11 protein-coding genes are annotated in these 12343 nt (G+C 66.5%); 8 read left to right on the top strand and 3 right to left on the bottom strand.

What is annotated here, in order from left to right:
• Nucleotides 1-210 precede the first annotated feature (210 nt).
• Both ACFWVD_RS24825 and ACFWVD_RS24820 read left to right on the top strand, forming a co-directional pair.
• The gene (locus ACFWVD_RS24825) at nt 211-2268 is read left to right on the top strand and encodes a PhoX family protein (RefSeq protein ID WP_379246654.1); all 2058 of its coding nucleotides are present in this window, start codon (nt 211-213) and stop codon (nt 2266-2268) included.
• A 226-nt stretch (nt 2269-2494) separates the two neighbouring features.
• Entirely contained in the window at nt 2495-3181 is a 687-nt protein-coding gene (locus ACFWVD_RS24820) for a pentapeptide repeat-containing protein (RefSeq protein WP_379246652.1), read from the top strand.
• Here ACFWVD_RS24820 and ACFWVD_RS24815 read toward each other — a convergent pair.
• Nucleotides 3178-4518, bottom strand: coding sequence for an amylo-alpha-1,6-glucosidase (locus tag ACFWVD_RS24815; RefSeq protein ID WP_379246650.1), 1341 nt, complete (start codon nt 4516-4518; stop codon nt 3178-3180). The two genes, ACFWVD_RS24820 and ACFWVD_RS24815, sit on opposite strands and share 4 nt — an antisense overlap.
• A 54-nt stretch (nt 4519-4572) precedes the next feature.
• Nucleotides 4573-5106 (bottom strand): DUF6069 family protein, encoded by a 534-nt coding sequence (locus ACFWVD_RS24810; protein WP_379246648.1) that lies wholly within the window; start codon nt 5104-5106, stop codon nt 4573-4575.
• Between the two features lie 87 nt (nt 5107-5193).
• Between ACFWVD_RS24810 and ACFWVD_RS24805 the strand changes: the two genes are divergently transcribed.
• Nucleotides 5194-5883, top strand: a complete 690-nt coding sequence (locus tag ACFWVD_RS24805; RefSeq protein ID WP_379246646.1) for an SDR family oxidoreductase — start codon at nt 5194-5196, stop codon at nt 5881-5883.
• A 270-nt stretch (nt 5884-6153) separates the two neighbouring features.
• On the top strand, nt 6154-6939 hold the full coding sequence (locus tag ACFWVD_RS24800) for a polysaccharide deacetylase family protein (protein ID WP_379246754.1): 786 nt from the start codon (nt 6154-6156) through the stop codon (nt 6937-6939).
• Between the two features lie 62 nt (nt 6940-7001).
• Here the strand turns inward: ACFWVD_RS24800 and leuS are convergent, their stop codons facing one another.
• Complete coding sequence (gene leuS, locus ACFWVD_RS24795) at nt 7002-9872, bottom strand: leucine--tRNA ligase (RefSeq protein WP_379246644.1); 2871 nt, start codon at nt 9870-9872, stop codon at nt 7002-7004.
• Nucleotides 9873-10002: 130 nt separating this feature from the next.
• Here leuS and ACFWVD_RS24790 point away from each other — a divergent pair, with 130 nt between their 5' ends.
• The 4 genes from ACFWVD_RS24790 (at nt 10003) to ACFWVD_RS24775 (ending at nt 12275) form a co-directional block, all read left to right on the top strand.
• Entirely contained in the window at nt 10003-10410 is a 408-nt protein-coding gene (locus ACFWVD_RS24790) for an SdpI family protein (RefSeq protein ID WP_379246642.1), read from the top strand.
• Nucleotides 10411-10630: 220 nt separating this feature from the next.
• Nucleotides 10631-10927, top strand: coding sequence for a hypothetical protein (locus tag ACFWVD_RS24785; protein WP_379246640.1), 297 nt, complete (start codon nt 10631-10633; stop codon nt 10925-10927).
• A gap of 428 nt (nt 10928-11355) precedes the next feature.
• Nucleotides 11356-11679 carry a hypothetical protein gene (locus tag ACFWVD_RS24780; RefSeq protein WP_379246638.1) on the top strand — a complete coding sequence of 108 codons (324 nt, stop codon included), beginning with the start codon at nt 11356-11358 and terminating at the stop codon, nt 11677-11679.
• A gap of 68 nt (nt 11680-11747) precedes the next feature.
• Nucleotides 11748-12275, top strand: coding sequence for an EXLDI protein (locus ACFWVD_RS24775; RefSeq protein ID WP_379246636.1), 528 nt, complete (start codon nt 11748-11750; stop codon nt 12273-12275).
• Nucleotides 12276-12343: the final 68 nt, after the last annotated feature.

The following is a 12343-nucleotide window of genomic DNA, read 5'->3' as shown; positions in this document are numbered from 1 at the left end:
GAGGTGCCTAGCCGGGCGGAGGGGAGGGGGGGGGGGGGGTCGCTCCCTTTGGGCAGAGGGCAGACGAAACTTTTCCCCGCCCCCCTCCCCCCCACCCCTGGCCGGGGACCCACCCCGCGCCGAGTTTTGGTCAGTCGTTCATCTTCACGTTCCCGACGGCTCGCTTGGACTGCATACGGTGCCCGAAGTCCGTTCTACTCAGGAGTCACCGTGAGTCCGAAACCGCTCGCCCTGTTCGTCAAGCATGACGGTCAGTCGGCACGCGCCGCCTTGACCTGTGAATACAAGTGTGGCAATGCCTGCTTCCACGAGCCCCCGAACACCTCCGAGGGTGCTTACTTCGGTGACATCGTCAGCGGCCTGAACCGCCGTGGTCTGATCAAGGGTGGCGCGGCCGCCGTGCTGGCCGTTGGTGCGGTGAGCGCTCTAGCCGCTTGCGGCGACGACAGCTCCGAGGTCAGCACCCCGAAGCCGACGCCGGTCGGAACCCCTGGCACCGGAACAGCTTTCACCGCCGTCGCGCCGAACAAGGAAGACGCGCTGACGATTCCGGAAGGCTACGAGTCGCAGGTCGTAATCCGCTGGGGCGACCCGATTTTCGCCGACGCGCCCGCTTTCGACTTCGACAAGCAGACCGTCGCCGCGCAGCTGAAGCAGTTCGGTGCCAACAACGACTTCGCCGCGTTGATGCCGATCGAGGGGCAGCCCAACAGCTACCTGCTCGTGGTCAACCACGAGTACACCACCGGCCCGATGATGTTCCGCGGGTACGACAAGGACAAGCCCACCGACGAGCAGATCGCCATCACCAAGGCCGCGCACGGCATGTCCGTGGTCGAGCTCAAGGGTGAAGCCGGCTCGGGCAAGCTGACCACGGTGTTCGGCAAGAACAACCGCCGCATCACCGCCGACACCGAGTTCCTGCTCACCGGTCCGGCCGCGGGCAGCGCGTTCACCGTGACCAGCGCGGACCCGTCGGGCACCAAGGTGCTCGGCACCTTCGCCAACTGCGCCGGTGGCGTGACCCCGTGGGGCACAGTGCTTTCCGGTGAAGAGAACTTCAACGGCTACTTCGCCAACGGCGACAAGGCGTCGGACCCGAAGGGCCGCGTCAAGCGCTACGGCTTCCCCAAGGGCGGCACGCCGAACCAGTGGGAGCGCACCGACAAGCGTTTCGATCTGAGCTCCGAGCCCAACGAGGCCAACCGTTTCGGTTACGTCGTCGAGGTCAACCCGTGGGATGCCTCCTCCACGCCGATCAAGCACTCGGCCATGGGTCGTCTCAAGCACGAGGGCGCGTCGATCTACGTCACCGAAAAGGGTGACGTCATCTCCTACACCGGCGATGACGAGAAGTTCGACTACATGTACAAGTTCGTGTCCTCGCGCAAGATCCAGTCGGGCACCGGCGCTTCCGCGATGCGGCACAACATGACCATCCTGGACGCGGGCACCCTGTACGTGGCCAAGCTCACCGGCGACCACGCCGCCGAGATCGACGGCTCCGGCAAGGTCCCCACCGGCGGTTTCACCGGCAAGGGCCAGTGGATCCCGATCCTGGAGACCGGCGACGACGGCAAGGGCAAGTCCCTGGTCGACGGCATGACCGCCGCCGAGGTCGCGGTGTTCACCCGCCTGGCCGGCGACAAGGTCGGCGCCACCAAGATGGATCGCCCCGAGGACTTCGAGGCCAACCCGTACACCGGCAAGGTCTACGTGGCGCTGACCAACAACGACAACCGCGCCAAGGACGACAAGCCCGGCGTCGATGAGGCCAACCCGCGCAAGCTGAACAAGAACGGCCAGGTTCTCGAGCTCACCGACAACCACACCGGCACCGACTTCACCTGGTCGCTGCTGCTGGTCTGCGGTGACCCCGCCGCCGCCGACACCTACTTCGCCGGCTTCGACAAGACCAAGGTCAGCCCGATCTCCTGCCCGGACAACCTGGCCTTCGACCCGCACGGCAACCTGTGGATCTCCACCGACGGCAACGCCCTCAAGACCAACGACGGCCTGTTCTCGGTGATCCTGGACGGCCCCAACCGTGGTGAGACCAAGCAGTTCCTGACCGTGCCCAAGGGCGCGGAAACCTGCGGCCCGATCGTCACCGAAACCCACGTCATCGTCGCCGTCCAGCACCCGGGCGAGTCCGACGACGCCACCCCCGACAACCCGCAGTCCCACTGGCCCGACGGCGGCGACTCCCAGCCCCGTCCGTCCATCGCGGTCGTCTGGAAGAAGAACGGCGGACGAATCGGCGTCTAGCCGACCCCCGATCCGCTGACGAAACCGCTACTCGGCTGGGCGAGTAGCGGTTTCGTCATTTTCAGCGGATCACGTCCGATAGATGTCCCTTCGACCAGGGTTGACTCCCGCCGCCGATCGATGTCGAACCCGGCCAGTCGAGAACCGAGACGGACGTCCAGGGCGGTGAGCGTGTCCGGCGGGGCCCGTATGTTGGTGCGGACATCGGCTGACGGGAGTAGTGGGCATGGCGCGTAAGGGTGAGGTGCGGTTCGAGCCTGGGGTGGCGAAGGTGGGGGCGTTGCGTCCGGGCGTTTCGCCTGGTGACGATCCGGTTGACGAGTTGACCGTGACCGATGTCGAGTATCGGGATGTGGATTTCGCGGAGAGTCACGTGTCCGGCATGAGTGTCGAGGCGTGTCTGTTCGACGGTGTGCGGTTCCCGAGTACGCTGCGGCACACCACGATTGCCGAGTCCACGTTGCGGGTGTGCGATCTGGCCAATGTGCAGGCCGATGATTCCACGATGATCGAATCTCTGATCGAACACGGGCGGCTCACCGGATTGTCCTGGACCGCAGGTGTTCTCCGTGATGTGTTGATCGAGTCCACCCGCGCCGACCTGTCCTCGTTCGCCCAATCACGGTTGCGCACAGTGGTATTCCGCGATTGCGACCTGCGACAAGCCGACTTCCAGGGCACTGAGTTCCGCAATGTTCGCTTCGAACGCTGCAACCTGGTCGGTGCCCGATTCGCGGGCGCCCGCATCCAGCAGAACCTGCGCTTCGAAGACTGCGACCTGACCGGCATCTACGGCATCACCGCACTGCGTGGTGCCACTATTCAAGGTGGTGACTTACAAGGATTGGCGTCAACGCTCGCGCGTGAACTCGGCATCACTGTCGAGTGGCAGATCTACGCCGGTGAGCACTAGCCGAGCCAATCGAGAACCGAAGCCGCAGTCCAGGATTGCTGCATACTGCCGAGCGGTTTACCGGTGAACGGTTCGTAGTACTCGGCGAAACTTCCGTCCGACGCCTGGCGCAAACCTTCCGCGCGCAGCATGTAGGAACGTTCGGCCCACCCTCGACGGGCGAAGGCCCAGGAGAACAGCCAGCTCATGACCGGCCAGACCGGGCCGCGCCAGTATTCGCGAGGGCGGAACTCTTTCGCGACGGGGGAGGTTGACGGCGGTAGGGCGTAGCGCAGGTCGGGGTGGCCGCAGAAGCGGGGGCCTTCGAAGGTGTTGAGTAGGGCACGTTCGGCGTGGCGGGGGAGGCCGCCGGAGAGCAAAGGCGCGAACATCGCGAGGGTGTCGGTGCTGATCCAGCGTTGCAGGCGGACGTCGTAATCCCTTGCGGCGCCGCTGCGTTCGTCGGCGGTGGCGACCACACCCTTGCGGAAACGATCGGCCCAACCGTGCAGTTCGCGCACGTCGGCCAGCGGTTGTTTGTACTCCTCGCCGATGTCGGCCAGCACCTCGCAGGCCAGTGCGAAGATCGCCGAGACGAACACGTCCTCCACGGCGAAACTCATCACCGAAGTGAGTTGGTAGTCATCGTAATTCGCGCGCCGCATCTGCTCGACCAACCACAGGTAGCGGTCGTACTCACGGTCGCTGGGCCGCTGCGAGAGGTCGGAGATGATCGCGGTATCCGCACGCCGATACGGCGGAAGATCCAGGCCGGGAACAACATTGGCGTAGGCGCGATCCCAGCGCGGCGAGTTGTCCATCCCGGATTCCCACCCGTGGTACAGCGTGATCCGCCCGGTTTCCTTGGGGTCGCGGGCGTGCGCGAGCCAGCGGTGCCAGCGCACCAGGTCCGGCCAGCGGCGGTTCAGGAACTCCTCGGCGACCGCGCGGGTGGAGCGGCCGTGCCTGCGGGAATGGTCGAGGATGCGCTGCACGGCGATGGCGTGCACCGGCGGCTGGGTGATGCCGGAGGTGTCGGGGCCGTCGGGTGCGTTCGCGGCCAGCTTGCGACACTCCCAGCGCGCGGGTCCAGGAAAATACCCGTCCACCCCATTGGCGAACACGATGTGCGGGATCATCCCGTTCTTCCACTGCGCCGACAGCAACGTGTCGAGCTCGACCACCGCCCGCTCCACGCTCAACGGCGCCAACCCCACCGCGACGAACGCCGCGTCCCAGCTCCACATGTGCGGGTAGAGGCGGGGCGCGGCGCTGGTCATCGTGCCCAGGTCGTTGCCGCGCAGGAGGTAGGCGGCGCGGGCCGCGAGCTGCGTGGGGGTGAAACCCGGGTCGGTCATCTCCCTATTTTGCGGCGTAGTGGCCGCTATGGCATCTCGGCAGCGGTGTGACGGTCAGTACCCGGCTTGACGCGGCGTGTTCTGGGCGGCCGATCCCACCGAACTCAACATCGTGGTGATACACAGCCCGACCAGCAGGTTGATCGCCGCGGTCGCGATCTTGGCGTCCAGGTCGGCCACCAGCGTGAACGGCAGAATCACCGCCACCGCCGTGAGCAGCAGGCAGATCCAGGTGAAGAAGGTGAGCGGGCTCGGCATGGCCAGCAGCAACACCATCAGCAGCGCCGTGGCCAGCAGCGCGGCACCGGCGGCGGCGATGGCATACGACGTGGTGGAGACCGTGCCGTAGGTGCCTGCCCCCTCGGGCGACAGGATCGCGATGCCCAGCACCCCGCGGATCAACATGATCGCGACGACCACCAGCAACGCGGCCACCACGGCCGTGCCGATCCCGCCCGCCCACAGCTTGCCCACATTCACCTTGGGCTCCGGCTCGCCCTGGGAATACTGTGGCTGACCATGCGGCTGGCCCTGGTGCTGGGGATACTGCGGGTTGTCTTGGCCGTAGTTGTACCGGGGATCGGTCATAGTCCGACGGTACTAGTCGGTGCGGACATCCGCGCGCGGAAACGGCCACGGTGTCGAGATCGTGGCGTCACGCCCTACCGTGAACGCATGACGGTGACAAGCACGCCCGCCCCGACCGCCCTCATCACCGGCGCCAGCCGTGGTCTCGGCGCCGCGATCGCCCGCGAACTCGCGCCCACCCACGACCTGCTGCTGGGCGCTCGTTCCGCCGACGCGTTGAAGCCGATTCTCACCGAACTGCCCGACGCGACGGGTTGGCCGGTGGCGCTCACCGATTACACCGCCGTCGCGGAGGCCGCCGAGCGGATCTCCCGCCTGGACGTCCTCGTTCACAACGCGGGCATCGCCGACCTGGGCACCGTCGCCGACTCCTCGGTGCAGCAGTGGCGCGAAACCCTCGAGGTGAACCTGATCGCCGTCGCCGAGCTGACGCGAGTACTACTTCCCGCCCTGCGCGCCGCGAACGGCCATGTGGTGCTGATCAATTCGGGTGCGGGGATGCGTGCGCATCCGGGCTGGGGTTCCTACGCGGCGAGCAAATTCGGCCTGCGCGCCTTCGCCGACGCACTGCGTCAGGAGGAGCCCACGCTGCGGGTCACCTCGATCTTCCCCGGTCGCATCGACACCGATATGCAGCGGGCGATCGTCGCCGACGAGGGTCGCGAGTATCGGCCAGAGGAATTCCTCACCGCCGAGTCCGTGGCACTGGCGGTCCGCAACGCCGTCGATACTCCGCGCGACTGCCACCCCACCGAGATCGTCCTGCGCCCGGCGTAATCGACCAATTCGATCGACTTCAGGCCGAAAACGGGCCTTCGAGGCCGCCGATTGTACGATTTCGCCGGTCGGGTTCCTTCGCTCCTTGCCGGTCGCACCTATCCTCACCGGCGCAAAGGGTATTGTCGCGAGGCGCGAACAGCCTTCCAGGGGGTCGATGCTGTTCGCGTCGATGTGCCCGAGGGTTCGCCTGCTCGACGGATTCCCCGGGTACTTTTCCGCGGCACGCAATTGACTCGAGTAGGGGTTCGAAAAGTGGATAGACGTCGAATGCTGGCTTTGTTGGCTGCGGGTACGGCCGTGGCGTTGACCGGCTGCGCGACCGCCGAGGGTGAGCCCGTCGCGGCTGGTTCCGGTGGGGGCGAGATTCCCGTGCCGCCGCCCGCTCCTCGTCCGCCTCTGCTCCCGCCCCCGCCGGGCGGACCCAAGTCGATCATCCCCCCGAAGACCATCACCGCGCTGCCAGGTCAGGGCATGTCGATGGCGTTGACGGTCGATGACGGCGCGAGCCCCGAGGTCGTCGGCGCGTACGTGAAATGGGCCAAGGACACCGGCGCCCGCTTTACCTTCTTCGTCACCGGCTACTACGAATCGTGGACCATCCACCGCGACGCCATGCGCCCCCTGGTGGAGTCCGGCCAGATCCAGCTCGCCAACCACAGCTGGGATCACCCCGACCTCACCAAGATCAGCGCCGGCGCGGTCGCCTCACAATTGGAACGCACAAAAACATTCCTGCACAACAACTTCGGTGTAGACGGTGCCCCCTTCTTCCGTCCACCCTTCGGCAATCACAACGCCACCGTCGACAAGGTGGCCGCCGACCTCGGCTACACCGTCCCCACCATGTGGTACGGCTCCCTGTCCGACTCGGGCCTGATCACCGAGGAATACCTGATCGAGTGCGCGCACAAATACTTCGCCGCCCAATCGATCATCATCGGCCACGCCAACTTCCCCCCGGTCACCCATTGCTACGGCCAACTGGTCGACATCATCAGGGAACGCAACCTGTCGTTGGTCACGCTGAATGACGTTCTGCAGGTTCAGGTCTGACGGAGAAAGCCCCGGCAATCAATGCCGGGGCTTCCTGCCGTCAAGGTATTCCGTCGTAGAACTCAGGGAACGATGTTCACCATTTTCCCGGGCACGACGATGATCTTGCGCGGCGCTTGACCCTCGAGCAGAGCGACCACCTTTTCATCGGCCAGCGCCGCCGCTTCGATGGTGGCGACATCAGCGTCGGCCGGAACCTGAATTCGGCTGCGCACCTTGCCCTTGACCTGAATCGGGTATTCCACCGAATCCGCCACCAGCAGTGCCGGATCCGCGATCGGGAAGGGGCCGTGGGCCAGGGAGGTGGTGTGGCCCAGGCGTTCCCAGAGTTCTTCGGCGATGTGCGGGGCCAGCGGGGCGAGCATCAGGACCAGGGGTTCTACCGCGGCGCGGGGGGCGCCGGTGGGGTAGTTCTTGGTCAGGTGGTTGGTGAGCTCGATCAGCTTGGCACCGGCGGTGTTGTCGCGCAGGGCGGCCAGGTCCTCGTCGACGCCGGCGATGGTGCGGTGCACCAGGCGCAGGGTTTCGTCGGACGGCAGGGTGTCGGTGGCCTTGAGCGTGCCGGTTTCCTCGTCGACGACCAGGCGCCACACGCGCTGCAGGAAGCGGTGCGCGCCAACGACGTCCTTGGTCGCCCACGGACGTGAGGTGTCCAGCGGGCCCATCGACATCTCGTAGAAGCGGAAGGTGTCCGCGCCGTACGCGTCGCACATCTCGTCGGGGGAGATGGCGTTCTTCAGCGACTTGCCGATCTTGCCGTACTCCTGGAAGACCTCGATCTCGACGCCGTCGGGACCGGTCCAGAAGAACTTCGCGTCGCGTTCGACGATCTCCGCGGCGGGCACGTACGCGCCACGCTCGTCGGTGTAGGCGTAGGCCTGCACGTAACCCTGGTTGTACAGGCGGCGGTAGGGCTCGCTGCCCGACACATCTCCCAGGTCGAACAGCACTTTCTGCCAGAACCGCGCGTACAGCAGGTGCAGCACCGCGTGCTCCACGCCGCCCACGTACAGGTCGACACCGCCGGGATCGTTCGGGCCGTGCTGCGGGCCCAGCCAGTACTTCTCGTTCTCGGGCGCGCAGAACGTGTCGGTGTTGGTCGGATCGGCGTAACGCAGCTGGTACCACGAGGATCCGGCCCAGTTGGGCATCACGTTGGTGTCGCGACGGTACTGCTTGGGCCCGTCGCCCAGATCCAGTTCGACGTTGACCCAGTCGGTGGCCTTGGCCAGCGGCGGGGACGGTTCGGAGTCGGCGTCGTCGGCGTCGAAGGTGACCGGCGCGAAGTCTTCCATCTCCGGAAGTTCCACGGGCAGCATGGATTCCGGCAGGGCGTGCGCGACACCGTCGGCGTCGTAGACGATCGGGAACGGTTCGCCCCAGTACCGCTGGCGTGCGAACAGCCAGTCGCGCAGTTTGTACTGCACCGTGCCGGTGCCGTGACCCTCGGCTTCGAGGTGGCCGATCATGGTCGCCTTGGCCTCGTCGACCGGAAGTCCGTTCAGGAAGCCGGAATTCACCAGTTCGCCGTCGCCGGAGTAGGCGGCTTCGGACACGTCGCCGCCCGCGATCACCTCGATGATCGGCAGGCCCAGCGTGGTCGCGAAGTCCCAGTCGCGGCTGTCGTGGCCGGGCACCGCCATGATGGCGCCGGTGCCGTAGCCGCTGAGCACGTAGTCGGCGATGAAGATCGGCACCTGCGCGCCGTTGGCGGGGTTGGTGGCGTAGGAGCCGAGGAAGACGCCGGTCTTCTCCTTGTTCTCCTGCCGTTCCAGGTCCGACTTGGCCGCGATCGACTTGCGGTATGCGGCAACGGCTTCGGCGGGGGTGGCGCTGTCGTTGGTCCAGCGGGCGTCGGTGGCGGCGGGCCAGGTGGCGGCGGTCAGCTTGTCGACCAGCTCGTGTTCGGGCGCCAGTACGACATACGTTGCGCCGAACAGGGTGTCGGGGCGGGTGGTGAAGACCTCGATGGTGTCGTCGGCCGCGTCGAATCGAACCTGGGCGCCGCGCGAGCGTCCGATCCAGTTGCGCTGCATGGACTTCACGTTGTCGGGCCAGTCCAGTGTGTCCAGGTCGTCGACCAGGCGGTCGGAGTAGGAGGTGATGCGCATCATCCACTGCCACATGCGCTTACGGAACACCGGGAAGTTGCCGCGCTCGCTGCGCCCGTCGCCGGTGACCTCTTCGTTCGACAGCACTGTGCCGAGACCAGGGCACCAGTTGACGATCGAATCCGACTGGTACACAAGGCGATACGAGTCGATCAGCGCACCACGCTCGGTGGCCGACATGGTGTTCCAGTCACCCTCGGGAACCGGACGCGCGCCCGTGGCGAACTGCTCTTCCAGGTCGGCGATCGGACGGGCCTTGCCGGCTTCCTGGTCGTACCAGGCGTTGTAGATGCGCAGGAAGATCCACTGCGTCCACCGGTAGTACTCGGGATCGGTGGTGGCGAACGAACGACGCGGGTCGTGGCCAAGGCCGAGCCGGTCGAGCTGACGCTGCATCGTGGCGATATTGGCCTCGGTGGTCACGCGCGGGTGCGCGCCGGTCTGCACGGCGTACTGCTCGGCGGGCAGGCCGAACGCGTCGTAGCCCAGCGCGTGCAGCACGTTGCGGCCACGCATGCGGTGGTAGCGGCCGAACACGTCGGTGGCGATGTAGCCCAGGGGATGGCCGACGTGCAGGCCCGCGCCCGAGGGGAACGGGAACATGTCCTGGATGAACAGCTTGTCCGGCGGCGTCTCACCGGCCAGCGGGCCGACCGGGTTGGGCGCCTGGAAGGTGCCGCGCTCGGTCCAGTTCCGCTGCCAGCGGCGCTCGATCCGCCCAGCCAGCTCGGCGTTGTACCGGTGCTGAGGTACGTCAGTCTCGGTTGCACGAGTGTCCTGCACGGTCCCGCCTTCTTGTTCTCGCCGATCCCCGGTAAACATCGTCTAACAGCGTAGAACGTGACGGCCACCGGTTCACGTATGGGCTGAGCCAACCGCGCCGGTGTGTGGGCGGTCACCTTCGGTGGGGAGCTCGCGATCGGCCCCGGCGCGGGTGCGCTAGCCTGCAGGAATGGTCGTCGTCGCTTCCCTGTTGTTCGCGCTGGCCGCGGTCGCGATCGTGACCGGCGCGCTCGGACTGCTGGGCAAACTGCCCCGCAACCGCTTCCTCGGTGTCACCACCGAAGCGGCGCTGCACAGCGACGACAATTTCCGCATCGCCAACCGCATCGCCGCCCCTACCTCGGTCGGCGCGGGCGCGCTGCTGTTCGCCGGTGGGCTGGTCGTGCTGGTCGCCGGTGGTTTCGCGGGGCTGGCCGTTGCCGCGATCGTCGCTGTAATCGCCGTGTTCACCCTCGGCGCGGGCGCCAACGCCGCAGCCCGCACGGTCGAACCCCTCATGCCCCCCGCTCCCGTCGGCGGCTGCGGCTCCTCGTGCGGCGGCTGCTCGCTGCGCGAGACCTGCGAACCCGCCAACTGACTGCCGTAGCGGCGACTGCCTTCCGGTACGACGCAAGCATGGTCTGAACGGGGATTCACCATGTCCCCTGGTTGCGGCATTCCTGTGACGCCCGTACTCGAGGCCGGTTGCGCCACAAGGGAATTGCAAGGGGGCGCGGTTACCGTGGGATTCGACGTCCGATCCGGCGGGGTGGACGCGAAACACACGCGGATCGCCGCGTAACCCGTGAGGGGGAGTCATGAAGGTACTCGGTGTCGGGTTGGGACTGTTGGTTCTCGGATTGGCCGTCGGGGCATTCGTACCATTGCTCGGCGTGCCGGTCATCTTGGCCGCGTTCATCTTCATCACGGCCGGCAGCGTCCGCCTGTCGCGCGTCTCCGGACGCGCGGGAGGCCGTGGTGCCGGTTGGGCCGCGGGCAGCGGTGGATCGGCGGGCACAGCCGGCTGGAGTGGCGGCGGTGACAGCGGTGGAAGCAGCAGTAGCTGTGGCGGGGGTGGCGGCTGTGGTGGTGGCGGTGGCGGCGGGGGCTGCTGACCTCGCCTTATCGATCCAGACAGGAGGGTTCCGTGCTCGCTGAAATTCTCATGACAGTGGCGGCGATTTTCTTCATGCTGGTCGTGGTCGCCGTGGTCATCGGCGTACCGATCGCGCTCATCACGCGCAGTAACAGGTCCACGAACAACACGCCGGTCCCGCGCGCACCCGCTGTTCGCCAGCGCCCGCGCACGACCAGGACGACTCAGGCCCAGCGGGCACGCAGTCGGCGCCGGTCGGACCAGGACGGGTCCGGCGGCGGCGATTGGTCCAGCGGTAGTGATTGGTCGTGGAGTGACAGCGGGAGTTCCAGCGGCTGCAGTAGCTGCGGTGGAGGTGGCGGGGACTGAAGGGCACGAGACGGGACGCGTTCTATGGGGGATCATGGAATGACGTCCCGTATGCTCGACAGTCGCAGGAGGTTTCCGATGGCAACAACGCGCTTCGACCTGCGGGGGAGCAGGTTGTCTCTGGTGGGGGCCGTGGGGTTGGTCGTGGTCGGGGTGGTGTTCGCGGCGTTCGGGTCGATGTATGCCGCGGCGATTCTGTTCGCGGCGCTGGTGTTGTTCGTCCTCGGTATCAGTCGGATCATGCTGTCGCCGAAGCCGCGCGGGGGCGGCAAGGCGGGGTGGGTCGCGGCGGGTAGTGCCAGTGCGGGGTTCGCTGGTACCGCGGAGGGTGGGTGTGGTGATGGCGGCGGGAGTTGTGGTGGCGGGGGCGGTTGCGGTGGTGGCGGCGGCGGGAGCTGCTGAAACGGTCGTGGATCGAGGGCTGAAAACTCGCTCTTGTGTGTACGTACACTTATACGTATAGTGAGTTCATGCCCAACAAGACGATCTACGTTTCCGACGACGACCTCCCCGTATTCCAGCGGGCGCAGGAGCTCGTGGGCGGCAACCTCTCCAGCACGGTGGTCGCCGCGCTGCGCAGGCTCATCGAGCTGGAGGAAGGCCGCGAGGCCGGCTTCGAGGAGATCACGCTGCAGGTGGGTCGCGACGGAGTCCGGCAGGTGCGCTTTCAGGGCACGCTGCTGGGCGAGGTGCGCGATGCCGGCGACAAGCAGGCGCTGCACCAGGCGGTGTACCGCAGTCGCAAGGGCAAGCTCGTGCTCTACACGCACTCGGCCAAGTGGGAGGACTACCCGACCGGTGAGGCCGCCGGTGACATGAAGGAATGGAAGTACTGGCGCCGCATGTTCGGCATCGGCGCCGCACCGTGGGATTGGGGCGACTACGAGTACGAGATCCTGGACGACCTGAGCGATCTGAAGGGGCGCGTTCCCGACAAGCTCTACCGCAAGGTCGAGGACATGACCGCGCATCCCAAGATCGAGGAACTCGACATCTAAGTCCTTCCGCGACAACCCCATACCCAACCCGAGCACCGCAGCCCCTGGGGGCTGTGTGGATCAAACAT

It is taken from the genome of Nocardia sp. NPDC058666 (genome assembly GCF_042714895.1).
Classification (GTDB): domain Bacteria; phylum Actinomycetota; class Actinomycetes; order Mycobacteriales; family Mycobacteriaceae; genus Nocardia.
This window is presented reverse-complemented; position numbering and strand designations above follow the sequence as displayed.